The following is a 24,521-nucleotide window of genomic DNA, read 5'->3' as shown; positions in this document are numbered from 1 at the left end:
GAACGACACCCGTGCACGATTCCACCGCGGCACCGACCGCCGGCACGACGGAGGACATCCTCCGCCGTGCCGGCGCGGCGCCGAGCCACACCGCCTTCCCGACCGTCGACGCACTGAACGAGCAGCTGGAGGCGCTGCGCGCGCAGCATCCGCACCTCCTCTCCGTGCAGCGGATCGGCACCAGCCGCCTGGGCGAGCCGATCTCGCTCTACTCGATCGGCACGGGAACGCGGTCGGCGCTCGTCGTGGGCGGCGTGCATCCGAACGAGCCGATCGGCTCGCTCACGATCCTGCACCTCATCGAGCAGCTGGCGACGGATGCCGCATTCCGCGAGCAGCTCGACACCACCTGGCACATCGTCCCGTGCGCCGACCCCGACGGCATGCGGCTGAACGAGGCCTGGTTCGCCGATCCCTCGGACCGCGAGCTGTACGCGCGGCAGTTCTACCGTCCGGCCCCCGACGAGCAGGTCGAGTGGACCTTCCCCTTCTCCTACAAGAAGGCCTACTTCGACGCGATGATGCCCGAAACGCAGGCGCTGGCGCGGGCGATCGACACCGCCCGGCCCGACCTCTACGTTCCGCTGCACAACAGCGAGGGCGGCGGCGCCTACTACTACCTGTCGCGCCCGATGCCCGGACTCTACGATCTGCTGCACGCACTGCCCGCATCCCTCGGCGTCCCGTTGCACACCGGCGAGCCCGAGGGCGCGCACTTCACCGTGCTGGCTCCCGCGATCTACGAGATGGGCACCCTGCAGGACGCGTACGACTGGATGGAGGCGTACGGGCTCGACCCGTATCCGCCCGGATCCGCCGGCGATGCGTCGACGTCGTACGCGCAGAAGTACGGCACGCTGTCGCTGATCGCCGAGCTGCCGCAGTTCAGCGATCCGTTCGCCGACGACACCTCCGAGACCGAGATCCCCTACCGGGATGCGCTGCGCGAATCGGGCGAGAAGCTGCAGGATGCCGGCATCCGGCTCACCGGTCTGATCGAACGCGTCGCGCCGCACCTGCGCCTCGACACCCCGCTGCTCCGGGCCGCCCGTGTCTTCGCGCCGGCGGCGATCGGGGCAGGGGAGGAGAGCATCGCCCGCGCGGCGCAGGAGTCCGACCGTCACGCCACGGTCTCAGAGGTCGAAGCGCTCGCCGGCCTCGTACGCCTGCACCGGCTGCGCTGGGGCGGGATGCTGGTGCGCGCACTGCAGGCCGAGGTCGACGCCGGAACCGCGGCGCCCGAACTGCGCCGGGTGGCGGTCGAGGCGCAGGAGCTCTTCGACGGCTGGCTGGCCGAGGCGCTGAGCGACCGCGACTCCGTGCCTCTGCCGCTGAGCGCCGTCGTCGGCGTGCAGTACGGAGCGATCCTGGCCGCGCACGCGCAGCTCGAAGGGCCTCGCGCGTGGCCCTCGGACTGAAGCTGCTGCAGCGCCTGGTGGGGTTCGCGATCGTCTTCTTCGGAGTGACGTTCATCATCTACTTCACCGTCTTCAGCCTGCCGGGTGACCCGATCCGCGCGCTCGCCGGCGACCGTCAGCTGCCGCAGTCCGTGATCGACGCCCTGAACGCGCGGTACCTGCTCGACCAGCCGCTGCTCGTGCAGTACGGCAACTACATCGGCAGCCTGCTCGCGGGCGATCTCGGCGTCGACCTGCGCGGTCGCGCCGTCGCCGACCAGCTCGCGTCCCGCTGGCCGGTCACGATCACCCTGGCCCTGACCGCCTGGACGATCCAGATCATCCTCGGCCTCGCGGTCGGCATCGTCTCGGCCTTGAAGCGCGGCACGCTGATCGACCGCGGCCTGCTGGTCATCTCGATCGGGCTCAGCTGCATCCCGGTGTTCGTGCTCGGCATCACGGCACAGATCATCTTCGGTGTGCGGCTGGACTGGCTGCCGGTCGCCGGCATCCGCGAGGGATGGCCGCTCGCCTACCTGCTGCCGTCGCTCGTGATCGCACTGTTCGGGCTGGCATCCGTCTCGCGCCTCGTGCGCGGATCGATGGTCGAGAACCTCGAGGCCGACTACGTGCGCACCGCCCGCTCGAAGGGCATCAGCGAGTCCCGGGTGATCGGACTGCACGTGATGCGCAACTCCCTGATCCCGACCGCCACGTTCCTCGCGACGGACCTCGGGTTCCTGCTCGGCGGCGCCGTCGTGATCGAGGGCATCTTCAACCTCCCCGGCGTCGGCAACCTCCTGTTCCTCGCGATCCGCGACCACGAGGCGACGCTGGTCGTCGGCATCTCGACGGCGCTGATCATCATCTTCCTGCTCACCTCGCTGATCGTGGACGCCCTCCACGCGCTGCTCGACCCGAGGATCCGCCGTGCTTGATCCCCAGAACGTCACTCCGGGCACCGCGAAGATCACGGTGCCGAAGACCACCGCGATCGCGATCGCCACCCGACGCGAAGGCGCATGGCGGATGCTGGTGCGCCGACCGCTGTTCTGGATGGGCGCCCTGGTGCTCCTGGTCATCGGGGCCTTCGCGGTCGCGCCCGCGCCCTTCGCCGCGCTCTTCGGCAACGGAGACCCGCGCGCGTGCGACCTCTCCGACAGCGCGGGGACGGCGAGTGCCGGGCATCCGTTCGGTTTCGACGTGCAGGGCTGCGACATCTGGGCGAACGCGGTCTACGGCGCGCAGGCGTCGCTGTCGGTCGGATTCCTCGCCACCGCGATCGCCCTCGTCATCGCGCTGCTGCTCGGAACCCTCGCCGGCATGGGCGGCTCGATCGCCGACTGGATCATCTCCCGCCTGACCGAGGTGTTCCTCGGATTCCCGTTCCTGCTCGCCGCGATCGTCGTGCTCAACATGCTCGGCGCCCGCAACGTGCTGACCGTCGGACTCGTGCTCGGCGTCTTCGGCTGGCCGATGATGGCCCGGCTGATGCGCGGCTCGGTGCGATCGGTGGCCAAGGCCGACCACGTGCTCGCTGCCCGCACCATGGGGCTGAGCACCGGGCGGATCGTCTCGCGCTATGTGCTGCCGAACGCCGTGCAGCCGGTGCTGCTGCTCGCGACGCTCACCATCGGCGCCGTCATCGTCGCCGAGAGCACCCTCACCTACCTCGGCGTCGGCCTCTCGTCGCCGGCGATCTCGTGGGGCCTGCAGATCGCGGCCGGATCGCGCGTCTTCCAGGCCTCGCCGCATGTGCTGGTGCTGCCGAGCGTGCTGCTCGCCCTCACGGTGCTCGCGGTCGTCTCGATCGGCGAGGAGCTGCGCAGCGTCTTCGATCCGAGGGAGAGACGGTGAGTGGCATGCTGATCGGAACGCCGCCGGAAGGGGAGAACGCATGACCGAGGACAACGCCGCCGCAGACGCCGCCGCCGCCGAACGCGAGCAGTACCGCCGACAGTTCGCCGAGGAGATCTCGCTCATCTGGGAGATGGCCGGCACCTCGCGGATGGACGGACGCGTTCTCGGCTACCTGATGATCATGGATCGCCCCTACATCTCGTCGGCCGACCTCGCGTCGGCGCTGGGCGCCAGCACCGGAGCGGTCTCGATGGCGACTCGTCGGCTCATCGACACGAACTTCATCCGCCGGCACTCGCTGCCCGGCGATCGCAACCACTACTTCATGGCCGAGGAAGACCCGTGGGGGAGCTTCCTCGCGAACGAGCGCCGCTACTTCGATCGGGAGATCCGCTCGCTCGACACCGCCCTGCGCTGGCTGAGCCCGACCGAGACCGACGCCGCCGTGCGTCTGCGGAACGGCCGCGACTACCTCGAGTGGGTGCAGGACTACCACCACAAGATGCTCGCCGACTGGCGCGAGCACAAGCGCGCTCGCGATGCGGGCGAGGACGAAGCGTGATCGATGGATGCCACTGACGCCGTTCTCCGGGTGCGCGACCTGCGCGTGTCCTTCGGCACGCGCACTCCGATCGAGGTCGTGCACGGGCTCGACCTCGACGTCGCTCCGGGTGAGGTCGTCGCGATCGTCGGCGAGTCCGGGTCCGGCAAGTCGGTCACCGCGCTGTCGGTGATCGGGCTGCTGCCGGATGGCGCATCGGCCACCGGCTCGGTGCAGCTGCACGGGCGCGAACTGCTGGGGCTTTCGCCGCACGAACTTCGGCAGGTGCGCGGCGCCGAGATCGCGCTCATCTCGCAGGACCCGGTGGCCTCGCTGAACCCGGTCTTCACGATCGGATTCCAGGTCATCGAGGCCGTGCGCTCGCACGACCGGTCGCTGAGCACCCGCGCGGCGCGGAGACGGGCGATCGAGCTCCTCGAACTCGTCGACATCCCCGATCCCGCGCGGCGCATGAAGCAGTACCCGCATGAGCTCTCGGGCGGACAGTGCCAGCGGGTCGGGATCGCGATGGCGCTGGCATCCGATCCCCAGCTGCTCATCGCCGACGAGCCGACCACGGCGCTCGACGTCACCGTGCAGGCCGAGGTGCTCGACGTGCTCGCCCGCCTCGGGCGTCGCGAGGGACGGGCGATCCTGCTCATCACGCACGACATGGGCGTGGTCGCCGAACTCGCCGACCGGGTGGTGGTCATGCGGCACGGCGAACACGTCGAGGAGGGCACCGCGCGCAGCGTGCTGCTCTCGCCCTCCGCCGGCTACACCCGCCAGCTGCTCGACGCCGTGCCGCGGATCGGATCGCGCGGAGCGGCCGCCGCGTTGAAGGAAGCCCCGGCCGTGCTCGAGATCGACGACCTCGTCGTGACCTACGGTGGTCGCCTGCGAGGCACCTTCCGCGCGGTCGACGGGGTGAGCATGCGCGTGCAGAAGGGCGAGATCCTCGGGCTCGTGGGTGAGTCCGGCAGCGGCAAGTCGACGATCGGACGCGCCGTGATCGGCGCGGCACCCGTGAGCGAGGGCACGATCCGCATCGAGGGTGTCGACATGCGCACCGCCTCGCGTGCCGAGCGACGTCGCACCCGTCGCCGCGTCGGGGTCGTGTTCCAGAACCCGGCCCTGTCGCTCAACCCCCGGTACACCGCGCGCCAGAGCGTCGAGGAGCCGCTGCACAGCATCCTGGGTCTGCGCGGGAAGGCGCTGAGCGAGCGGGTCGACGAGCTCCTGGAATCGGTCGATCTCTCGGATCGCGCCGACCGCTACCCGCATGAGCTGTCGGGAGGGCAGAAGCAGCGTGTCGCCATCGCGAGGGCGGTGTCGCTCGACCCGGCGCTGCTGATCGCCGACGAGCCGACCAGTGCGCTCGACGTCTCGGTGCAGGCGCAGGTGCTCGAGGTGTTCCGCGAGCTGCAGTCACGGCTCGAGTTCGCCTGCGTGTTCATCAGCCATGACCTGGCCGTGATCGACGAGCTGTGCGACAGCGTGATGGTGCTCAACACCGGCCGGGTCGTCGAGGCGGGTTCGCGGACGCGGGTGCTGGAGCATCCGGAAGATCCGTACACGCGTCGACTGCTCGCGGCCGCTCCCGTGCCCGACCCGGACGTGCAGCAGGAGCGCCGGGTCGCCCGGCTCGCCGCCGCCGCGAGTGCCTGATGCGGCACACTCCGGACTACGTGCTCGACGACGTCGAGGCCGTCCGCGCCCTCGTGCGCGAGAACCCGTGGGGGACGATCGTCAGTTTCGTGCCCGGAAAAGGTCTCGTCGCGTCGCACTATCCGTTGCTGCTCGAGGAGGATGCCGAGGGGATCGTGCTCGTGAGCCACGTCGGTCGCCCCGACGAGCGCCTGCACGAACTCGGTGCGCACGAGCTGATGGTGATCATCTACGGCCCGCAGGGCTACGTGTCGCCGGGGTGGTACGAATCCTCGCCCGCGGTGCCGACCTGGAACTTCGCGGTCGCGCACCTGCACGGGACCCCGGAGCTCCTGTCGGACGACGAGAACCTGCGGGTGCTCGACCGGCTGGTCGCGCACTTCGAGAACCCGTTGCCCGAGCCGTTCCTGATGCGCGGCACGCTCGAGAACGCGGAGTATGCCGAACGGATCGTGCACGGCACCGTGGGCTTCCGCCTGCGGGTCGACCGATTCGAAGCCAAGGAGAAGATGAGCCAGGACAAGCCGGCGGAGGTCGTCGACCGCGTCATCGAAGAGCTCGGGAAGCCCGGGCCGTATCGGAACCCCATGCTGGCGGCACGCATGGCGCGGGTGCACGGAAGAGAGCAGGGCGCGTGACCGGGTCGCTCACGCTGCGGAACGTTCGTCCGTACGACGGCGGTGAGCCCGTCGACGTGGTCGTGCGCGACGGGATGATCGCCGGGATCACTCCGGGAGGAACGGCGGATGCCGACGGTGGGGTCGTCGACGGGGGAGGGCGCTGGATCGGGCCCGGTCTGTGGGACGCGCACGTGCACTTCACGCAGCACGTCATCCGTCGTCGCCGAGTCGACCTGACCGAGACGCACAGTGCTGCCGACGTGCTCGACGCCGTGCGCCGAGCACGAGTCGAGGGAGCGCCGCTCAGCGATGGGATGCTGATGGGCTACGGCTTCCGCGATGGCCTCTGGCCGGTGCCGGCCTCGCTCGCGGCGCTCGATGCCGTCGTCTCCGACATCCCGGTGGTGCTGGTCAGCGGCGATCTGCACTGCGGGTGGATGAACAGTGCGGCCGCGGCGCGCTTCGGTCTCGCGCTCGATGAGACCGGGCTGCTGCGCGAAGGCCCGTGGATCGACCTGCTCCACTCCTTCGATCAGGCCGGCGACCTGCCGCTCTCGGCCTACCGCGAGGCCGCCGATGCCGCCGCCGCGCGCGGTGTGGTCGGCATCGTCGAGTACGAGAACGCCGACAACGTCACCGACTGGTCGGAGCGCACGGCGCAGGGCCTCGACGCGTTCCGGGTCGACATCGCCGTCTGGGCCGATCGGCTCGAGAGCGTGATCGCCCGGGGACTGCGCACCGGCGACGTCGTCGATGAGCGCGGTCTGGTCGAGTTCGGCCGTCTGAAAGTCATCGTCGACGGCTCGTTGAACACCCGGACCGCCTGGTGCTGGGATCCGTATCCCGGAGTGGACCCCGCGCACCCGCACGCGTGCGGTCTCGAGAGCGTGCCGATCCCCGAGCTGCGGCGTCTGCTCACGATGGCGAGGGGCGCCGGCATCGAGGCGGCCGTGCACGCGATCGGCGACCGTGCGAACACCGAGGTGCTCGACACCTTCGAGGCTCTCGGGATGCCGGGAGTCATCGAGCACGCGCAGCTCGTGCGCGAGGAGGACTTCGCCCGGTTCGCCCGGCTCGGTCTGATCGCGAGCGTGCAGCCCGAGCACGCCATGGACGACCGCGACGTCGCGGACCACCACTGGGCGGGACGCACCGCGCGGGCCTTCGCCTTCGGGTCGCTGCACCGGGCCGACGCATCGCTGCGACTCGGGTCGGACGCCCCGGTCGCCCCGCTCGACCCGTGGATCTCGCTCGCTGCAGCCACTGCCCGCAGTCGCGGCGACCGTGAGGCGTGGCATCCGGAGCAGCGTCTTCCGCTCGACGTGGCGCTCGCGGCATCCGTCCGCTCGTCGCTCGTCGTCGGCCAGCGCGCCGACCTGGTGATCAGCGACCGCGATCCGTTCGCGAGCGACCGCGACGAGCTGCGGGGGATGCCGGTGGCCGCGACGCTCCTCGGCGGTCGGTTCACCTGGCGGGCGATCTAAGCGGGCGATCTGGAGGCGGACGATCTGGAGGCGGGCTATCTAGAGGCGGTCGACGCCCGTCACGGTGAGCACGGCCTGGCCGGCCTCGTCGGATGCCGCCAGGTCGATCGTCGCGGAGATGCCCCAGTCGTGGTCGCCGGCGGGATCGTCGAAGATCTGGCGCGCGGTCCACTCGGTGGCGCCCTCGGTGAGGATCAGCAGCTTCGAGCTGCGTGCGTCGCCTCCGGTGAGGATCTGGTCGTGGTCGGCGAAGTATCCGTCCAGCGCCGCGTTCCAGCCGTCTGCGCCGAACTCCGGGTCGAGCTCAGCCAGGGTCTCGACGTCTTCGCGGGCGGCGAGCTGCACCCGGCGGAACAGCTCGTTGCGCACCAGGATGCGGAAGGCGCGGGTGTTGCTGGACAAGCGCTTGGGCGCGGGTGGGACGATCGGGGCCTCCACGCCGTGCTCGTCGAACCGGCCGTTGTCGATGCCGGCGCGCAGCTCCTCCCACTCGTCGAGCAGGCTCGAGTCGACCTGGCGCACGAGCTCGCCGAGCCACTCGATCAGGTCGCGCAGGTCCTCGGTCTTCGCCTCCTCCGGGATGGTCTGCGAGGCCGCACGATACGCGTCGGAGAGGTAGCGGAGCACGACACCCTCGGAGCGGGCGAGCTTGTAGTACGCGACATATTCCCCGAACGACATGGCCCGCTCGTACATGTCGCGCACCACCGACTTCGGGTGCAGCTCGAAGTCGCGGATCCACGGCTGGGCGGCGCTGAACGTCTCGAACGCGGCGGTCAGCAGCTCGTCCAGCGGCTTCGGGTACGTGACCTCCTCGAGCAGCTCCATGCGCTCGTCGTACTCGATGCCCTCGGACTTCATCGCGCCGATCGCCTCACCCCGGGCGAGGAACTCCTGCTGGCTCAGCACCGCGCGTGGATCGTCGAGCGTGGACTCGACGATGGAGATCATGTCGAGTTCGTAGTGGCCGGTGCCCGCCCCGACATCACCGGTTCCTGAGCCCGACGAAGGGTCGAGCAGCTCGAAGGCGGCGAGGGCGAACGGCGACAGCGGCTGGTTCAGCGCGAAGTTCGGCTGCAGGTCGACGGTCAAGCGCACGTCCCCGTCGACCGTTTCGACGATGCCGGATTCGCGCAGCGTGCGGTAGATCCCGAGGGCACGGATCGCGAGCTCCCGCTGCCGATTCCGCGGCTCGTGGTTGTCGTATACCAGCGAGCGCATGTTCGCGAAGACGTCGCCACCGCGGGCGATCACATTGAGCATCATGGCGCTCGTGATCTGCATGTGCGAGGTCAGCGTCTCGGGTGTCGCATCGATGAGCTTGCGGAACGAGGGCTCCCCCCAGGAGACGAAGCCGTCCGGAGCCTTCTTGCGGACGATCTTGCGCTTCTTCTTCGGATCGTCGCCGGCCTTCTTGACCGCCGCGACGTTGTCGCTCTCGTGCTCGGGCGCCTGTGCGACCACAGTGCCGGCGGTGTCGAACCCGGCTCTTCCTGCCCGACCGGCGATCTGGTGGAACTCGCGGGCGTTGAGCTGCCGCATCCGCGTGCCGTCGAACTTGGTCAGCGCGGTGAGCAGCACGGTGCGGATGGGCACGTTGATGCCGACCCCGAGCGTGTCGGTGCCGCAGATCACGCGCAGGAGTCCGCGCTGCGCGAGCTGCTCGACCAGGCGGCGGTACTTCGGCAGCATCCCGGCGTGATGCACCCCGATGCCCGCGCGCAGGAATCGCGAGAGCGTCTTGCCGAACGCGGTCGTGAACCGGAACGCGCCGATCAGATCGGCGATGGCGTCGCGCTGTTCGCGGGTGGCGACCTTCGTGCTCGACAGGGCCTGTGCGCGCTCCATGGCCGCAGCCTGCGAGAAGTGCACGACGTAGATGGGCGCCTGCCCGGTGCCGAGCAGGTCGTCGATGGTCTCGTGGATCGGGGTCGTCTCGTAGAAGAAGTGCAGCGGCACCGGACGCTCGACGCCGGTGACGGTCGCGGTCTCCCGACCCGTGCGGCGGGTGAGGTCGGCCGCGAGTTCGGTCACGTCGCCGAGGGTCGCCGACATCAGGATGAACTGCGTCTGCGGCAGCTCGAGCAGCGGCACCTGCCACGCCCAGCCGCGCTCGGGGTCGGCGTAGAAGTGGAACTCGTCCATCACGATCTGGCCGACGTCCATCTCGGTGCCCTGGCGCAGCGCGAGGTTCGCGACGATCTCGGCCGTGCAGCAGATGATCGGAGCATCCGCGTTCACCGAGGAGTCACCGGTGATCATTCCGACGTTCTCGGCCCCGAACACGTCGACCAGGGCGAAGAACTTCTCGCTCACCAGCGCCTTGATCGGAGCGGTGTAGAAGCTGCGGCGGCCGGAGACGAGCGCGGCGAAGTGCGCGCCCACGGCGACGAGCGACTTCCCGGTGCCGGTCGGCGTCGAGAGGATCAGGTTGTTGCCCGAGACGATCTCGATGACTGCCTCGTCCTGCGCCGGGTAGAGGCGGATGCCGGTGGATTCCGCCCACTCGACGAACGCCAGGTACACGGCATCCGGGTCGGAGCTGTCCGGAAGGGGGGCCGCGTCGAGGAGCGAAGACATGATCTCTCGATCATCTCCTACTGCTGCCGTGAACAACTCCTCCGGAACGCGCGTTCTCCCGCGTCAGGCGGCCTGATCGGGCGAATACCGAGACATTCTGGAGGAGTTGTTCACGGCTGCGGCAGCGCAACACCGGCGAGGCGATCCGGATCTGCGAGCACATCGAGCCCGACGATGCGGCCGTCTTCGATGTCGAACGCCATCAGCGACACGATGCGCTCGCCGAAGGATGCCGCCACGCCGGGTCGCCCGTCGATGAGCACCGGCGTCGAATGGGCGGCCAGGCGCGCGGCGAGCACGGCCTGCGCACCGATCTCGGCCGCGCCGCGAAGTTCCTGGGTGCGCGCACCGTAGTCGGCGTGCAGGGTGGCGTCGTCGTGGAGCAGGCTCAGCAGTGCGGCGAGGTCGCCGTCCTGCGCCGCGGTCAGCCAGGCCTCGACCAGCGCCCGCCCCCGTCGGCGATCGGCGCGATCGGGCACCGTGGCCTCGCGCAGTCGACGGCGCGCCCGCGATGCGAGCTGGCGTGCGGCATCCGGCGACCGGTCGACGGCGCGGGCGACCTCGTCGAACGGCTGCCCGAAGACGTCGTGCAGCACGAACGCGATCCGCTCCGCCGGGGTCAGGGCGTCGAGCACGACGAGCAGCGCCACGTTCACGTTGTCCGACCGGGCGACCAGGTCGGCGAGGTCGGGGGCCGGGTCGACCGGTTCGTCGCGCCACGGCTCGATGTTCCACGAGCGCTCCCGCGTCGCCCGCGGGGCTCGCAGCATGTCGAGGCTGATCCGCGACACCACGGTCGTGCACCAGGCGTCGAAGTTATCGATCTGCGCGGCATCCGATCGGGCCAGCCGCAGCCAGGTCTCCTGCACCGCATCGTCGGCGTCTGCGGCCGAACCGAGCATCCGGGTCGCGATCGCGCGCAGGCGGGGCCGAGCGGATTCGAACCGGTGCGCGAGTTCTTCGTCGTCCATGTCACATCTCCTCGTCGTCGCTCGTCATGATCTCGACGGATGCGACGGCCGGGATGTGACAGGCCGCCGCGACAACACGAGAGGAACACCGACATGAGCACTCCCATTCTGGTCACCGGCGGTACCGGGAACATCGGACGCCACACCGTTCCGCTGCTGCGCGACGCGGGTCGAGACGTCCGTATCCTCAGTCGCAGCGCCCGGGTCGCGGAGGCGGCGATCGAGCACGTCGTGGGCGACACGGTAAAGGGCCTCGGTCTGGCCGAAGCGCTCGAGGGCGTCGAGACGGTGTTGCATCTCGCCGGCGGAGCGAAGGGCGACGACGTCGCGGCCCGGAACCTCGTCGCGGCCGCGCGCTCGGCCGGGGTGCGACACCTCGTGCTCATCTCGGTGGTCGGCGCGGACCGGATGCCGATCAGCTACTTCCGCATGAAGGCCGCGGCCGAGCGGGAGTTCGCCGCGTCCGGCATCCCGTGGACGATCCTGCGGGTGGCGCAGCTGCACGACTTCGCGGTGCCGATGGTGAAGGCGCTGTCGGCGATGCGGGTCGCGCCGCGGGGCCTGCGCTTCGAGACCGTGGGCGTCGATGTGGTCGCGGCGCGGCTCGCGGAACTGACGCTCGGGTCGCCGGCCGGGCGGGTGGCGGATCTCGCCGGCCCGGAGATCCGCGAGATCGCCGACCTCGTGCGGGCCTTCGACGCGGCGCGAGGGCGGACGCGGCGCCTGCTGCCCCTGCGCATCCCGGGTGCGGTCGGCCGGGCCTACCGCGCGGGAGACAACCTCGCCGACGACTCCGCCGTCCGCGCGGGGACGAGCTGGGCCGAATTCCTGGCCAACCGGGAGGCGGTTGCCGCCGATAGCCGTTCATAAATCAGTCAGAATTCGCCTCGGCGGGCCGATGCGGCCCGGATTCGGCCGAAACCACAAGAACTGACTGAATTGTGAACACGGCGGCCGCCTGCCTCAGCCCCCGTCCGTCCGGCCGATCCGCCGAACACCCGGCTTCAGCCCGCGGTCGCCGCCCGCAGCGCGATGCGGATCATCTCGCCGAACGTCTGCTCGCGCTCGACGGCGCTGGTCTCCTCGCCGGTCAGGATGTGGTCGGACACCGTGCAGATGCTCAGCGCCCGACGGCCGTGGTACGCCGCGAGCGTGTACAGCCCGCTGGTCTCCATCTCGACGCCCAGCACCCCGTGCTGCACGAACGGCTCGTTGAGCTCGGGGCGGGTGTTGTAGAACTGATCGCTCGAGAGCAGCAGGCCGACGTGCACAGCGGATGCCGGTGGCTCCGCCTCGCTCGCCTCGACCGCCGCCCGCAGCAGCGAGAAGTCCGCGACCGGGGCGTAGTCGAGTCCGTGGAAGCGCACGCGGTTGATGCCGGAGTCGGTGCAGGCCCCGTTCGCGATGATGATGTCGCGCACCTTCAGCTTCTCGGTCAACGCACCGCAGGAACCGACGCGCACGACGGTCTGCACGTCGTAGGAGTCGAACATCTCGTTCGCGTAGATCGCCATCGAGGGCTGTCCCATGCCCGAGCCCTGCACCGAGACGCGGTGCCCCTCCCAGGTGCCGGTGAAGCCCAGCATCCCGCGGGTCTGCGAGTACAGCTCGGCATCGTCGAGGAAGGTCTCGGCGATCCACTTCGCCCGCAGCGGGTCGCCGGGGAACAGCACGACGGGGGCGATCTGACCGGGCTCGGCGGCGATGTGGGTGCTCATCGCACCAGCGTAATCACCCCTCGCGGCGTCGCACGATCTCTCCGATCCAGATCGGCGCGAACGGAGAGGTGCATCCCGGAGCGGTCGGATAGTCGGCGAGGACCTGCAGACGCTCTCCGATCTCCAGTGCCCTGGCGCGGAGCGCGGGATGGTGGATGCCGATGGTGGCGAGCGTCTCGTTCATCGACCACTGCAGCCGCGCGGGCGCATCCTTCATGTCGCGTTCGATGAGGTCGAGCAGGTGGTCGAGATCGAGGCCGTCCGGATCCTTCGCGACGCGCACCGAGGTGAGCGACCAGGCCGCGGCGGCGACGGTCGGATCGGCGTCGTCGAACCAGCGCAGCCGCATCTGCTCGGCGCGGGGCGTCTTCTTCGCCACGTAGTTCACGAACCAGTCGTTCACCTTCGGAGCCCGGGTGTCGCGGATCATCGTGTCGAGCTCATCGGCCGTGAAAGCGGCGGGCTTGCAGATCAGCAGGGCGAGCAGCTTCGCGGGTGTCTCGGCCGTCGCCCACAGCTCCTGCGCGAGCGGCTGATCGGTCTTGATCTTCTTCGCCACCCCGCGCAAACGGCTGAGGTTCATGCCGTGGTCGTCGCCGCGCTTCTCGTTCGCCGCGCGCATCTTCGGATCCTCGAGGGCGGCGAGTTCGACCAGCGCATCGGCGAGCGTCATGTCGGGCATGGCTCCAGGGTAGAGCGGAACCGTTCGCGCGGCGACGGCGGCCTTGTCAAGGCCCGGACGCCCGTGCCGGTGCGTCCGTACGATGGGCGGCACACCTCCAGGAAGGGAAGCGACATGAGCAACGAGAACCGACAGGACGACGACATCAGCACCTCGAGGAACGACGTCAGCAGTGAGCCGTCGCCCGGCCCGGAGGAGAACGACAACCTCGGCGCCGAAGACGGCAAGGGCGAGCCGCCCACGGTTCCCCCGACCGGTTCGGGCGACGACTCGGACGACGGTGACGTCGACGCGGAGGCTCCCGGCGCGGGTTCCTGACGGAGGAGCCTGAGCTCGCGCCTGAAGCTCCGAGCCCGACTCAGTCCTCGCCGAGTAGCCCGGCGCGGATGCGCCGCAGGTCTTCCATGAGTGAGCCGATCAGGATCCAGTGCTGCGACGACGGCGGACGGATCACCAGCGGCGCGGTCAGAGCGGGTATCGCCGAGGTCATCGTCGCCGGTTCGACCTCGGCGACCTGCACCGCGAGGCGCACGTCGTGGCCGGCGCGACGCAACTGTTCGGCGATCGCGATCACGGCCGGCTCGTCGGCGATCGTGTCGTCGTAGTGGTCGAAGTAGGCGCGGGTCATCCCGATGGTCTGCGTCACGATCGGCGACAGCCGGTCCAGCAGCATCCGCATCTCGCGAAGGTCGGCGCGGTGCGTGGAGCGGCGGGGATTGAGCGTCAGCGACTCCTCGCCCGCGGCGATGGAGGCGTCGGCGGCGTCCTTCATCGGACGCAGCAGCCGCACCTCCAGCATCAGTTCCTGCAGCTTGGCGGGGGACTGCGGCGCCGGAAGCACGTCCGCCAGCCGGTCGAGGCTCGCCGCCAGCTCGCCGCCGAGCAGGCCGAGGTCACGTCGCGCGGGAGCGATCAGCACCGGCGGCACGATCGACGCGTTGACGATGATGCCGATCACGACCCCGATCAGGGTCTCGACGATGCGAGCCACTGCGTACTCCGGGCTCGACGACCCGAGCGCCAGGACGAGCATCGCCGAGATCGCGACCTGGTTCCCGGTGCCGGGTGAGGCGCGGAACACCCACGCGACGAGCATCGCCACCACGATCGCGAGCAGCACGATCCAGCTGGGCGACCCGAAGAGCAGCCCGAGCGCGACGGCGATCACCACGCCCGCGATGACGCCGATGCTGCGCTCCAGTGCCTTCGACAGCGACTGGTTCACGCTCGGCTGCACGACGAGCAGTGCGGCGATCGCGGCGAACACCGGCAACTGGCTCGGGAACACCCACCCCGCGATGAGCCACGCCCCGATCGTCGCCGCGGCCGACTTCACGACCTGCAGCAGCGGAGAGCGCTGCGAGGCGCGGATGGCGGCGGGGATGCGCATGCCGTCCACGGTAGTCGTGCGGATGCTGCACGGGCGGTGCCGCGATAGTCGTTCCCCGCGCGGCGCCTGTCAACCCCGTCGCCCATCTCGACCGGGACTGGCTGAATGAGGGAACACGAACCTGAACGACGAGCAGTGAGGAGCATCACATGGTGCAGATCATCGAGACCATCGACGTGGACGTTCCCGTCAACACCGCCTACAACCAGTGGACGCAGTTCGAGAGCTTCCCGAAGTTCCTCGACGAGGTCGAGTCGATCACGCAGACCGGCGACACCCACACCCATTGGAAGGTCAAGGTCGGGGGCATCGAGCGCGAGTTCGACGCCGAGATCACCGAGCAGCACCCCGACGAGCGTGTCGCCTGGACCAGCACCGGGGGCGAGACCGAGCACGCCGGGGCGGTCACGTTCCACAAGCTCTCCGACACGACGACGCGCGTGACCGTGCAGATCGACTGGGAGCCCGAGGGGCTCCTCGAGAAGCTCGGCTCCCTCGTCGGAGCGGGTTCGCACGCCGTCAAGAAGGACCTCCAGAACTTCAAGGAGTTCATCGAGAGCCGCGGCGCCGAGACCGGCGCGTGGCGCGGCGACGTCGAAGCCTGACCTGAGCAATTCGAAGGCCCGGGCGCAGCATCCGCTGCGTTCGGGCCTTCGCCGTGCCCGGCGCCGGTGCCCTCGGGCGGCGGCATCCCTAGGTGGCAGCATCCGAAAGATAGGGCATCCGTCCGATGTCGGCGGGGTACCTCAGAGCGGAGCGTAGGGGGTACCCCAACCGCCGAGGAGAAGCCATGTTCGAGCACCCCTATCTCACCCTCCAGTCGACCACGTTCGATCAGGAGCAGATCGCGCAGGCCGCTGAGCGGCGCCGCTTCCTGCTCGAACATGCCGATCAGATCGTGCCCCGTCCGGCTGGCCCGGTGCGGCGGATGCTGCGCCGCGTGCTCGGCCGGAAGACGGATGCCGCGGGTCGTGCACCGGCCGCCGCCGTGGCGGGATCCCGCCCCGGTGACCGGGCCGCGGGTAGCCGAGCGTCAGGTGCTCGATCGGCGAACGGATGCGAGCCGATCGCCGCATCCGCACCGTGAATCCGGAGCGCGTGCTGCCTGCAGCGGAGACCACCCCGGATGTCGGTGGAGGGTGGGACGATGTCTCCATGCCGCAGTCCGCTCCGAGCTCCGTGATGGTCGGCCGCGATGCCGACCTCGCCGAAGTGCGTCGTCTCTTCGACGGTGTGCGCGAGGGCCTGCCCGCAGCCGTCCTGGTGGAGGGCGAGGCCGGCATCGGCAAGTCTCGACTGCTGCGCGAGTTCGCCGGCGAGATCGCGCGGACGGCCGACGTGCACATCGGCTGGTGCCTCGATCTCGGGGCTTCGCGCACGCCGTACGGCCCATTGACCGGCATCCTGCGATCGATCGTCGCGAGCATGGGTGTCGATCGCGTGCGCGAATCGGTCGGCATCGGCGCGGAGGCGCTCGGCATGCTGCTGCCCGAACTCGTATCCACCCCGACCGACCGTGAGCGCACCAGTCCCGAGCGGCTGCGCGATGCGATCGCCTCGCTCATCGAGGCGGCGGCCGAGCGGGTTCCCCAGGTGCTGGTGGTGGAAGACCTGCACTGGGCGGATGAATCCACCCTCGCGATCCTCTCGTTCCTGCTGCGCGCCCTCGGCCGCGGGCGCATCCTGCTGCTGATCACCTGCCGCACCGACGACGTGCGGCGCGGCGATGCGGTGAGCCGCTTCATCGGCGAGGCGACCAGGTCCCGGCTCCTCGAGCGCCTCACCCTCGAGCGGCTCGACGCCCGCGCCGTACGCGAGCTCGCCGAGCAGATCACCGGCCAGCCCATGACCCAGGCGGCGGTCGACCGCATGCAGGAGCGAGCGGAGGGCGTGCCCTTCTTCGTCGAGGAGATCGCGGGCTGCACGAAGGGACCGCTTCCCGACAGCCTGCGCGACCTCCTGCTCTCGCGTTTCGACCGGCTCGGCGACGACGCCCGCCGCGTCGTGCAGGTCGCGTCGGGGGCCGAGCGTCCGCTGTCGCATCCGCTGATCCTGCGTCTGGTCGACCTGCCGGAGGAGCGGCTCGATGAGGCGATCCGCGAGGCGACCCGCAGTGGCATCCTGGTCGTCGTCGACGATGACTACCGCTTCCGGCACGCCCTGCTGCGCGAGGCCGTGCACGACGACCTTCTTCCGGGGGAGCGGGCCCGCCTGCACCGTGCGTACGCCGAGACGCTCGAGGCACAGTGCGCGGGCTCCGACACCGGCGACGCCGCGGCGCTGGCCTACCACTGGCAGCTCGCGCAAGACGACCGGCGGGCTCTGATCGCCGCCGCTCAGGCAATGCGGCACGCGAAGGCGCGATACGCGTTCGCGAGCGCCGCGCGCTTCGGTGAGATGGTGCTGGAGCTGTGGCCTCAGGTGCCGGATGCAGCGGATGCCGTGGGCGTCGACCGCCTCGATCTACTGCTTGTGCTGGGTTCGGTCCTTCGCAATGCGGGCGATGGAGAGCGGGCGCTGGCGGTCGCGAACCTCGCCTTCGACGAGATCGACCCCGAAACCGTCGATCCGCGACAGCACGCGCGCCTGCTGCGCAACAAGGCCCTGTACCTCGTCAACCTCGGGCGTCTCGGGGCGATCCCGCTGCTGCAGGAGGCCCTGACCATCGCCGAGGAGCGTCTCGACGACGAGGTCTTCCGTGCCGAGCTGCTCAACCACCTGGCGAGCCGCCACATGATCTCGGGCGACCGCGCCGAGGCGCTCCGCCTCGCCGACGAGGCCGAGCGTGCGGCCGCGGGAGCCGAGTCCACGGATCAGCTCTCTGTCGCTGCGAACGTGCGCGGAGGCTCACTCGCGCACCTGGGGGAGGTCGAGGCCGGCGTGCGGGAGTATGAGCGCGCGCGCGTGCTCGCCGCGGGAACGAGCGCCGAGATGCGATACCGCGTGAACTACTCCGACCTGCTGACCCTGCTCGGGCGCTATCGCGAGGCGGTCGAGATCGCCGAGGAAGGGCTGCGCCGGGCCCGCGAGCTCCGAGTCGAGCGCACCTCGGGGTCGATCATGGTGCAGAACATGATCGCGCCGCTGCTCGAGCTCGGCGAGATCGATCGTGTCGAAGAGATGCTGTCCCGCGACTTCGTGCAGGGCACGCTGCGCGTGTTCCGCATGTACATGAGCATGACCCGCGTCTGCGCACTGGCGTGGCGGGGGCGATCGGCCGAGGCCGAGGAGTTGATGCAGGAATGGCTGCCGGCCTTCCTCGAGACCGGCGAATCCGAGCGGCAGATCTGGTACGACCGGGTGACGATGATCGTCGCAGTGGCGCAGAGCGCGGGCCGCCCCCAGGCCGCACTCGACACCATCCTCGAGATGCTCCAGGACGACCGGCCCGCCCTGCTGCACCAGCGCCGCCTGATGTTGGAAGGCGGAGCGCTGATCGCCGAACTGCGCGCCGAGGGTGCTGAGGTCGGTGCGGCATCCGAGATCCTGCGCGCCGCGTGGACCGCGCAGCCTCCGCAGTTGCAGGGTGACGCGTGGTCGCTGATCCTCGACGCGCTCCTCGATCCGCGCCCCGAGTCCGTCGACGCGGCCCTTCACCGGGCCGACGGCGACGACGTGCCGATCACCTTCCGCGTCGTGCTGCGCCTGGAGCGCGGGCGGATGCTGGTGCACGCCGGTGACCGCGCAGCGGCCACGGTGGTCCTCGATGAGGCCACGGCCATCGCCGATCAGCTCGGACACGCGCAACTGCAGGCGGCCGTGACACGCTTCGCATCCGACGCCGGGCTCCGTGCGGCCAACGGCCCCGTGGCGACCGGTGCCGCCGATGCCGAGTCGCTGACCGCCCGCGAAAGGCAGGTGCTCGAGCTGATCGCCGAGGGTCTGAGCAACCGCCAGATCGGCGAACGGCTGTTCATCAGCGTCAAGACCGTGAGCGTCCATGTCTCCGCTGTGCTGCGCAAACTCGGGGTCAGCACCCGCACCGAGGCCGCACTCGCACATCAGAATCCAGGTTTCTCTGCTACTCGGCAGCCAGCCGTGGTACGTTGAGCGAGCGCGTGTATCGGATGTTCCGATTCGGCGTAGGCCGCGCAAGCGGCTAAGTCAAATAGAAAGTAGAAAACACATGGCCACTGGCACTGTGAAATGGTTCAACGCGGAAAAGGGCTTCGGCTTCATCGCTCCCGATGACGGCTCGGACGACCTTTTCGCCCACTACTCGGCTATCGCCGGCTCCGGTTTCAAGGAGCTCCGCGAGAACCAGAAGGTCGAATTCGACGCTGAGCGTGGCCCCAAGGGCATGCAGGCGGCGAACATCCGCGCTCTCTGAGCGCGCGCTGACTTCCTGAAACCGGCCGGACCCTCACGGGTCCGGCCGGTTTTTCGTGCGCCGGGACCGTTTCGAATCGCGCAACTGGGGGGATAAGGGCCCGAAAATCCCCCAGTTGCGCGATTCGAAAGGCGGTGGGGTGGCGGACCCGGGGGCTGAGGCATACCTAACCTTCTGTTAGATTAGGGCAGGCTTACCAAAGCCTGTGGCGCGGATCTCGCGCCGACACCCACACCCGAACCCCGAAGGGAACGCCTGTGCGCACCTCCCGTCTTCTCGCCATCGGCGCCGCGGCCGTGCTGGCCGTCGGCCTCGCCGCCTGCTCGTCGACCGCCCCGCAGTCCACCGCCTCCGCCGGCGGCAACCCCGCGTCCGACGACGCCTTCCCCGTCACGGTGGAGCACGTCTACGGCGAAACCACCATCACGGAGAAGCCCGAGCGCGTCGCCGCCATCGCATGGGCGAACCACGAGGTGCCGCTGGCCCTCGGCATCGTGCCGGTCGGCCTCGCCTCCGCCTCCTGGGGCGACGACGACGGCAACGGCATCCTGCCCTGGGTCGAGGAGAAGATCGACGAGCTCGGCGGCGAGGAGCCGGTGCTCTTCAACAACGACGACGGCCTCGACTACGAAGCCATCGCCGACACGCAGCCCGACGTGATCCTCGCGGCCTACTCCGGCCTCACCCACGAGGAGTACGACCAGCTCTCCAAGATCGCTCCGGTCGTCGCCTACCCGAAGGTCGCCTGGGGCACCTCGGTCGACGAGATGATCGAGATGAACTCCGCCGCCCTCGGCCTCTCCAAGGAGGGCGACGCTCTGATCGAAGAGCTCCACGCCGACGCGGATGCTGCGCTCGAGGCCAACAGCGCTCTCGTCGACAAGAAGGTGCTGTTCGCCTACCTCGACCCGGCCGACCTCAGCCAGATCGGGTTCTACACCCAGATCGACACCCGCCCCGGCTACCTGAAGAGCATCGGCCTCCCGATGCCGGCGATCGTCGAGGAGAACGCCGACAGCGACCAGTTCTACCTCACGGTCAGCGCTGAAGAGGCCGAGAAGTTCGCCGACGTCGACGTGTTCGTCACCTACGGCGACGACTCGCTGATCGCCACGCTGCAGGCCGACCCGCTGCTGTCGAAGATCCCCGCGATCGCCGAGGGTCGCATCGCGATCCTGCCGGATGCCACGCCGGTCGCGGCATCCGCCAACCCGTCGCCGCTGTCGATCCCGTGGGGTCTGTCCGACTACCTCGGCCTGCTGGCTGCCCCGCTCGCGAAGTAGTCCATCGATCCGCATCCGCGGAAAGACCTTCTCCGTGACCTCAGCAACCGCAACGGCCATCGCACCGGGCGCCGCAGACATGCGGCGCCCGGTGGTGGTGCGCACCCTCTGGCTCCTCGTCGGGGCCGGGGTGCTCGTCGTGCTCAGCATCCTCTCGATCTCGTTCGGGGTGCGCGAGGTCACGGTCGACGACATCTTCGCGGCGCTCGCAGGTCAGACCGACACGATCTCGCAGGCCGCGATCGTGAAACGCATCCCTCGAACGGTGCTGGCGATCCTCGTGGGCGCCGCTCTCGCGCTGTCCGGCGCGACGATGCAGGCCGTGACCCGGAATCCCATCGCGGACCCCGGCATCCTCGGGGTGTCGAACGGAGCCTCGCTCGCCGTGGTCTGCGGCATCGCCTTCTTCGGCCTGTCGAACGCCTACGGTCAGATGGCGTTCGCGATCGTCGGCGCCGCGGTCGCCGCGGTCTTCGTCTACGCCGTCGGCTCGCTCGGCCGCGGCGGCGCGACCCCGCTCAAGCTCGCGCTGGCCGGGGCCGCCACCTCGGCTGCGCTCGCCTCCCTCATCGGGGCGATCATGCTGCCCCGCGTCGACCTGCTGCAGACCTTCCAGTCGTGGCAGATCGGCGGAGTCGGCGGCGCCGAGTGGCCGCGCATCGCCATCACCGCGCCGGTCCTCGCGCTCGGGGCCCTCATCTGCTTCCTCAGCGCGCGCGGCATGAACTCGCTCGCCCTCGGTGACGACATGGCGAAGGGGCTCGGTGAGCACGTGTTCCGCACGCGGATGCTGTCGGCCGTCGGCGCCGTCATCCTCGCCGGTGCGGCGACCGCGATCGCCGGTCCGATCGGTTTCGTGGGGCTCGTCATCCCGCACGTCTGCCGCATGCTGATCGGCACCGACCACCGCTGGCTGCTGCCGTTCTCGGCCGTCGCAGGCTCCGCGCTGCTGCTCGCGAGCGACATCATCGGACGGGTCATCGCGCCGTCGTCCGAGGAGATCCAGGTGGGCATCATCACCGCTCTCGTCGGCGCCCCGTTCTTCATCTGGATCGTCCGCCGTACGAAGGTGCGTGAGCTGTGAGCACGACCGAGCACACCCTCGACCGGCCGACACGCCCCGCTGCCGACCGCGTCGCCGCGATCATCGCCGGCCGACGGTCCCGCCACCGCCGCCACGGCATCGTATCCGTCGTGCTGGGTGCGCTGGTGCTCGCGCTGCTCCTCGTCTCGCTGATGATCGGCAACACGTTCTATCCGCTCGACGAGGTCGTCCGCGTGATCCTCGGCGAGACCGTGCCGGGTGCCTCCTTCACCGTGGGTGAGCTGCGGCTGCCGCGCGCGGTGCTGGCGGTGCTGGTCGGCATCGGGTTCGGAGTCGCCGGCGTCAGCTTCCAGACGCTGCTGCGGAATCCGCTCGCCTCCCCCGACGTGATCGGCATCTCGGAGGGCGCCAGCGCCGCCGCGGTGATGGGCATCATCGTCTTCTCGTTCAACGGCCCGCTGGTCTCGCTGCTCGCCCTGGGCGGTGCGCTCGCGACCGCCGCCGTGATCTATGCGCTGTCGATCAGGGGCGGATTCGCCGGCACCCGCCTCATCCTGATCGGCATCGGTGTCGCGGCGATGCTGCAGAGCGTCGTCTCGTACCTGCTGTCCCGTGCGCCGAACTGGGACATCCAGGTCGCGATGCAATGGCTCACCGGCAGCCTGAACAACGCCTCGTGGGACCGGGTGATGCCGGTGGCCATCGCCGCGGCGATCATCCTGCCGTTCATGCTGAGCCAGGGGCGCGCACTCGGCACGCTCCAGCTCGGCGACGACTCGGCCGCGGGTCTCGGCGTACGGGTCAACATCACCCGGCTGCTGTTCATGCTCGGCGCCGTGGCCCTTCTGGCGTTCGCGACCGCGGCGACCGGACCGATCGCGTTCGTCGCCTTCATGGCGGGTCCCATCGCCGCGCGGCTCACGGGCCCCGGCGCCAACCTCCTGGTGCCCAGCGCCCTCGTCGGCGCGGCGCTCGTGCTCGGCAGCGACCTGGTCGCCCAGTTCGCGCTCGGCACCCGGTACCCGGTCGGCGTCGTCACCGGCGTGCTCGGCGCCCCGTACCTGATCTACCTTCTCGTCCGCACCAACCGCTCCGGGGGTTCGCTATGACCGTCTCGCACACTCTGTCGGCCGAGGGGGTGACCCTCTCCTACGGCGACCGCACCATCATCGACGGGCTCGACCTGCAGATCGCACCGGGCCGGATCACCACCATCGTCGGGGCGAACGGATGCGGCAAGTCGACGCTGCTGCGCTCCCTCGCGCGTCTGCTGTCGCCGACCGAGGGCCAGATCGTGCTCGACGGCAAGTCCGTGCACGCCCGGCCGACGAAGGAGGTCGCCCGCATCCTCGGCCTGCTGCCGCAGTCACCGGTCGCGCCCGAGGGCATCGCGGTCGCCGACCTGGTCGGCCGCGGGCGGCATCCGCATCAGAAGATGCTCGCGCGCTGGAGCGCCCACGACTACGAGGTCGTCGCCGATGCCCTGGAGGCGACCGGCACGACCGACCTCGCCGACCGCAGCGTCGACGAGCTCTCCGGCGGGCAGCGTCAGCGGGTGTGGATCGCGATGGCGCTCGCGCAGGAGACCGACATCCTGCTGCTCGACGAGCCCACCACGTTCCTCGACGTCGCCCACCAGATCGAGGTGCTCGACCTGCTCACCGACCTGAGCGTCTCGCGCGGCACGACGATCGTCATGGTGCTGCACGACCTCAACATGGCCGCCCGCTACGCCGATGAGCTCGTCGCGATGAAGGAGGGCCGGGTGCACGCCATTGGTGCCCCGCAGGAGGTCGTCACCGCCAGCCTCGTCGAAGAGGTCTTCGGCCTCGCCAATCAGATCACCATCGACCCGGTCTCCGGCAAGCCGATGGTCACGCCCATCGGGAGGCATCATGTCCGCTGAGACCACCACCACCGAGCGCCCCACCTACGTCCTCGCTCGCGCCGAGGTTCTCGCCGTGTCGCGCGTCTCGCCGAACTTCGTGCGCGTCACCTTCGGCGGCGACGAACTGTTCGAGTTCTGCACGCCCGGCGAGGTGTTCGACTCGCGTATTAAGCTCGTCTTCCCGCCGGCATCCGGCATCCTTCCGCCCCTCGATCGCGACACCGGCGACTGGTGGGGCTCGTACCTCGCGGTGCCGGAGGAGGAGCGTGGTTCGATGCGCACCTACTCGGTGCGCGATCTGCGCGTCGACCCCGTGACGGCGGCGACCGAGGTCGACGTCGACTTCGTGCTGCACCTCGCGCCGGGCCTCAGCGGACCCGCTTCGCGGTGGGCGGATGCCGCGGCCGTCGGCCAGGAGCTCTTCGTCGTGGGGCCGCGGCGCGGGGTGCCCGCCGATGCGCACGGCGGCGCGGAGTTCGCGCCGGGAAGTGCCCCGTCGGTCGTGCTCGTGGGCGACGAGACCGCGGCGCCGGCGATCGCCCGCATCCTCGAAGACGCTCCCCGGGATCTTCGCGGCATCGCCTTCCTCGAGGTGCCGAGTGCCGAGGATGTGCTGCCGATCGATGCGCCCGCCGGCGTGGAGGTGCGCTGGTTGCCCCGCACCGCGGGCGAGCTGCACGGCTTCGAGGTCATCCCCGCCGTGCTCTCGTACCTCGGCGATGCCGACGCTCTGCAGGAGATCGACCTGACCGACGTCGACACCGAGGATCTGCTCTGGGAGACGCCCGACTACTCGGGGCTCGGCGAAGAGATCGCGGTGACGGATGCTCCGGCCGAACGCTACTTCTGGATCGCCGGCGAGAGCAGCGTGGTCACGACGCTCCGCCGCCACCTCGTGAAGGACCTCGGCATCGACCGCTCGCAGGTCGCGTTCATGGGGTACTGGCGGCGCGGCGTCGCGATGCGCGGCTGACCCCGGCGCACACACGACGCTCCCGTGGCAGATGATGTGGGTTCCCCGGGCGTGAACCCACATCTTCTGCCACGGGAGCGGATGCTGCGCG

The 24,521-nt window shown here is 69.9% G+C and carries 23 protein-coding genes; 18 read left to right on the top strand and 5 right to left on the bottom strand.

The annotated features are described in order from the left end of the window. The first annotated feature begins 11 nt into the window (after positions 1-11). From QFZ21_RS10660 to QFZ21_RS10630, 7 genes are read left to right on the top strand one after another with little or no spacing between them, the layout of a single operon-like run. Entirely contained in the window at positions 12-1,418 is a 1,407-nt protein-coding gene (locus QFZ21_RS10660) for a M14 family zinc carboxypeptidase (protein WP_307377668.1), read from the top strand. Next, complete coding sequence (locus tag QFZ21_RS10655) at positions 1,403-2,335, top strand: ABC transporter permease (RefSeq protein WP_307377666.1); 933 nt, start codon at positions 1,403-1,405, stop codon at positions 2,333-2,335. The genes QFZ21_RS10660 and QFZ21_RS10655 overlap by 16 nt, the downstream gene beginning before the upstream one ends. Beyond that, entirely contained in the window at positions 2,328-3,254 is a 927-nt protein-coding gene (locus tag QFZ21_RS10650) for an ABC transporter permease (protein WP_307377664.1), read from the top strand. Before QFZ21_RS10655 ends, QFZ21_RS10650 begins: the two co-directional genes overlap by 8 nt. A 40-nt stretch (positions 3,255-3,294) precedes the next feature. After that, on the top strand, positions 3,295-3,819 hold the full coding sequence (locus tag QFZ21_RS10645) for a GbsR/MarR family transcriptional regulator (protein ID WP_307377661.1): 525 nt from the start codon (positions 3,295-3,297) through the stop codon (positions 3,817-3,819). Between the two features lie 3 nt (positions 3,820-3,822). Beyond that, the gene (locus QFZ21_RS10640) at positions 3,823-5,466 is read left to right on the top strand and encodes an ABC transporter ATP-binding protein (RefSeq protein WP_307377658.1); all 1,644 of its coding nucleotides are present in this window, start codon (positions 3,823-3,825) and stop codon (positions 5,464-5,466) included. Further along, complete coding sequence (locus QFZ21_RS10635; protein WP_307377655.1) at positions 5,466-6,104, top strand: FMN-binding negative transcriptional regulator; 639 nt, start codon at positions 5,466-5,468, stop codon at positions 6,102-6,104. Before QFZ21_RS10640 ends, QFZ21_RS10635 begins: the two co-directional genes overlap by 1 nt. Then, the gene (locus QFZ21_RS10630) at positions 6,101-7,570 is read left to right on the top strand and encodes an amidohydrolase (RefSeq protein ID WP_307377652.1); all 1,470 of its coding nucleotides are present in this window, start codon (positions 6,101-6,103) and stop codon (positions 7,568-7,570) included. Before QFZ21_RS10635 ends, QFZ21_RS10630 begins: the two co-directional genes overlap by 4 nt. Before the next feature lie 39 nt (positions 7,571-7,609). On the opposite strand, the gene QFZ21_RS10625 is transcribed toward QFZ21_RS10630, so the two are convergent. Both QFZ21_RS10625 and QFZ21_RS10620 read right to left on the bottom strand, forming a co-directional pair. Next, the gene (locus QFZ21_RS10625) at positions 7,610-10,150 is read right to left on the bottom strand and encodes an RNA helicase (RefSeq protein WP_307377649.1); all 2,541 of its coding nucleotides are present in this window, start codon (positions 10,148-10,150) and stop codon (positions 7,610-7,612) included. Between the two features lie 110 nt (positions 10,151-10,260). Beyond that, a complete protein-coding gene (locus QFZ21_RS10620) occupies positions 10,261-11,121 on the bottom strand; it encodes a sigma-70 family RNA polymerase sigma factor (RefSeq protein WP_307377646.1) in 861 nt (286 codons plus the stop codon). A 93-nt stretch (positions 11,122-11,214) separates the two neighbouring features. On the opposite strand from QFZ21_RS10620, the gene QFZ21_RS10615 reads away from it, so the two are divergent. Continuing rightward, positions 11,215-11,991 (top strand): SDR family oxidoreductase, encoded by a 777-nt coding sequence (locus tag QFZ21_RS10615; protein ID WP_307377644.1) that lies wholly within the window; start codon positions 11,215-11,217, stop codon positions 11,989-11,991. A gap of 134 nt (positions 11,992-12,125) precedes the next feature. Here the strand turns inward: QFZ21_RS10615 and deoD are convergent, their stop codons facing one another. Next, positions 12,126-12,839, bottom strand: coding sequence for a purine-nucleoside phosphorylase (gene deoD / locus QFZ21_RS10610; protein ID WP_307377642.1), 714 nt, complete (start codon positions 12,837-12,839; stop codon positions 12,126-12,128). 13 nt (positions 12,840-12,852) lie between these two features. Further along, positions 12,853-13,521 carry a DNA alkylation repair protein gene (locus QFZ21_RS10605; RefSeq protein ID WP_307377639.1) on the bottom strand — a complete coding sequence of 223 codons (669 nt, stop codon included), beginning with the start codon at positions 13,519-13,521 and terminating at the stop codon, positions 12,853-12,855. A gap of 114 nt (positions 13,522-13,635) precedes the next feature. Here QFZ21_RS10605 and QFZ21_RS10600 point away from each other — a divergent pair, with 114 nt between their 5' ends. Beyond that, positions 13,636-13,839 (top strand): hypothetical protein, encoded by a 204-nt coding sequence (locus QFZ21_RS10600; protein WP_307377636.1) that lies wholly within the window; start codon positions 13,636-13,638, stop codon positions 13,837-13,839. A gap of 40 nt (positions 13,840-13,879) precedes the next feature. On the opposite strand, the gene QFZ21_RS10595 is transcribed toward QFZ21_RS10600, so the two are convergent. Next, on the bottom strand, positions 13,880-14,911 hold the full coding sequence (locus tag QFZ21_RS10595; protein WP_307377634.1) for an aromatic acid exporter family protein: 1,032 nt from the start codon (positions 14,909-14,911) through the stop codon (positions 13,880-13,882). A gap of 149 nt (positions 14,912-15,060) precedes the next feature. Here QFZ21_RS10595 and QFZ21_RS10590 point away from each other — a divergent pair, with 149 nt between their 5' ends. The 9 genes from QFZ21_RS10590 to QFZ21_RS10550 all read left to right on the top strand — a co-directional run bounded on the left by QFZ21_RS10590 (position 15,061) and on the right by QFZ21_RS10550 (position 24,430). Further along, complete coding sequence (locus tag QFZ21_RS10590; RefSeq protein WP_307377631.1) at positions 15,061-15,516, top strand: SRPBCC family protein; 456 nt, start codon at positions 15,061-15,063, stop codon at positions 15,514-15,516. Positions 15,517-15,701: 185 nt separating this feature from the next. Continuing rightward, positions 15,702-15,998, top strand: coding sequence for a hypothetical protein (locus tag QFZ21_RS10585; RefSeq protein WP_307377627.1), 297 nt, complete (start codon positions 15,702-15,704; stop codon positions 15,996-15,998). Beyond that, on the top strand, positions 15,968-18,961 hold the full coding sequence (locus tag QFZ21_RS10580; RefSeq protein ID WP_307377625.1) for a LuxR family transcriptional regulator: 2,994 nt from the start codon (positions 15,968-15,970) through the stop codon (positions 18,959-18,961). The genes QFZ21_RS10585 and QFZ21_RS10580 overlap by 31 nt, the downstream gene beginning before the upstream one ends. A 76-nt stretch (positions 18,962-19,037) precedes the next feature. Next, entirely contained in the window at positions 19,038-19,241 is a 204-nt protein-coding gene (locus QFZ21_RS10575) for a cold-shock protein (RefSeq protein WP_017831237.1), read from the top strand. A gap of 257 nt (positions 19,242-19,498) precedes the next feature. Beyond that, entirely contained in the window at positions 19,499-20,524 is a 1,026-nt protein-coding gene (locus tag QFZ21_RS10570; protein ID WP_307377622.1) for an iron-siderophore ABC transporter substrate-binding protein, read from the top strand. 79 nt (positions 20,525-20,603) lie between these two features. Beyond that, positions 20,604-21,608 carry an iron ABC transporter permease gene (locus QFZ21_RS10565; RefSeq protein ID WP_307381288.1) on the top strand — a complete coding sequence of 335 codons (1,005 nt, stop codon included), beginning with the start codon at positions 20,604-20,606 and terminating at the stop codon, positions 21,606-21,608. Continuing rightward, positions 21,605-22,678, top strand: coding sequence for an iron chelate uptake ABC transporter family permease subunit (locus tag QFZ21_RS10560; RefSeq protein WP_307377620.1), 1,074 nt, complete (start codon positions 21,605-21,607; stop codon positions 22,676-22,678). Before QFZ21_RS10565 ends, QFZ21_RS10560 begins: the two co-directional genes overlap by 4 nt. After that, on the top strand, positions 22,675-23,475 hold the full coding sequence (locus QFZ21_RS10555) for an ABC transporter ATP-binding protein (protein ID WP_307377616.1): 801 nt from the start codon (positions 22,675-22,677) through the stop codon (positions 23,473-23,475). The genes QFZ21_RS10560 and QFZ21_RS10555 overlap by 4 nt, the downstream gene beginning before the upstream one ends. Further along, on the top strand, positions 23,465-24,430 hold the full coding sequence (locus QFZ21_RS10550) for a siderophore-interacting protein (RefSeq protein WP_307377614.1): 966 nt from the start codon (positions 23,465-23,467) through the stop codon (positions 24,428-24,430). The genes QFZ21_RS10555 and QFZ21_RS10550 overlap by 11 nt, the downstream gene beginning before the upstream one ends. Positions 24,431-24,521: the final 91 nt, after the last annotated feature.

The sequence above is a fragment of the Microbacterium sp. W4I20 genome (assembly GCF_030816505.1).
Lineage (GTDB): Bacteria > Actinomycetota > Actinomycetes > Actinomycetales > Microbacteriaceae > Microbacterium.
Note: the sequence above shows the minus strand (reverse complement) of the source record. Positions and strands in the feature narration are given on the sequence as shown.

Excerpts from the sequence above, each read along its gene's own strand:
- QFZ21_RS10585 (WP_307377627.1), top strand. The coding sequence starts at position 15,702 with ATGTTCGAGCACCCCTATCTCACCCTCCAGTCGACCACGTTCGATCAG.
- QFZ21_RS10600 (WP_307377636.1), top strand. The coding sequence starts at position 13,636 with ATGAGCAACGAGAACCGACAGGACGACGACATCAGCACCTCGAGGAAC.
- deoD (WP_307377642.1), bottom strand. The coding sequence starts at position 12,839 with ATGAGCACCCACATCGCCGCCGAGCCCGGTCAGATCGCCCCCGTCGTG.
- QFZ21_RS10550 (WP_307377614.1), top strand. The coding sequence starts at position 23,465 with ATGTCCGCTGAGACCACCACCACCGAGCGCCCCACCTACGTCCTCGCT.
- QFZ21_RS10590 (WP_307377631.1), top strand. The coding sequence starts at position 15,061 with ATGGTGCAGATCATCGAGACCATCGACGTGGACGTTCCCGTCAACACC.
- QFZ21_RS10580 (WP_307377625.1), top strand. The coding sequence starts at position 15,968 with ATGCGAGCCGATCGCCGCATCCGCACCGTGAATCCGGAGCGCGTGCTG.
- QFZ21_RS10645 (WP_307377661.1), top strand. The coding sequence starts at position 3,295 with ATGACCGAGGACAACGCCGCCGCAGACGCCGCCGCCGCCGAACGCGAG.
- QFZ21_RS10575 (WP_017831237.1), top strand. The coding sequence starts at position 19,038 with ATGGCCACTGGCACTGTGAAATGGTTCAACGCGGAAAAGGGCTTCGGC.
- QFZ21_RS10615 (WP_307377644.1), top strand. The coding sequence starts at position 11,215 with ATGAGCACTCCCATTCTGGTCACCGGCGGTACCGGGAACATCGGACGC.
- QFZ21_RS10640 (WP_307377658.1), top strand. The coding sequence starts at position 3,823 with ATGGATGCCACTGACGCCGTTCTCCGGGTGCGCGACCTGCGCGTGTCC.
- QFZ21_RS10635 (WP_307377655.1), top strand. The coding sequence starts at position 5,466 with ATGCGGCACACTCCGGACTACGTGCTCGACGACGTCGAGGCCGTCCGC.
- QFZ21_RS10565 (WP_307381288.1), top strand. The coding sequence starts at position 20,604 with ATGCGGCGCCCGGTGGTGGTGCGCACCCTCTGGCTCCTCGTCGGGGCC.
- QFZ21_RS10605 (WP_307377639.1), bottom strand. The coding sequence starts at position 13,521 with ATGCCCGACATGACGCTCGCCGATGCGCTGGTCGAACTCGCCGCCCTC.
- QFZ21_RS10625 (WP_307377649.1), bottom strand. The coding sequence starts at position 10,150 with ATGTCTTCGCTCCTCGACGCGGCCCCCCTTCCGGACAGCTCCGACCCG.
- QFZ21_RS10595 (WP_307377634.1), bottom strand. The coding sequence starts at position 14,911 with ATGCGCATCCCCGCCGCCATCCGCGCCTCGCAGCGCTCTCCGCTGCTG.
- QFZ21_RS10620 (WP_307377646.1), bottom strand. The coding sequence starts at position 11,121 with ATGGACGACGAAGAACTCGCGCACCGGTTCGAATCCGCTCGGCCCCGC.
- QFZ21_RS10555 (WP_307377616.1), top strand. The coding sequence starts at position 22,675 with ATGACCGTCTCGCACACTCTGTCGGCCGAGGGGGTGACCCTCTCCTAC.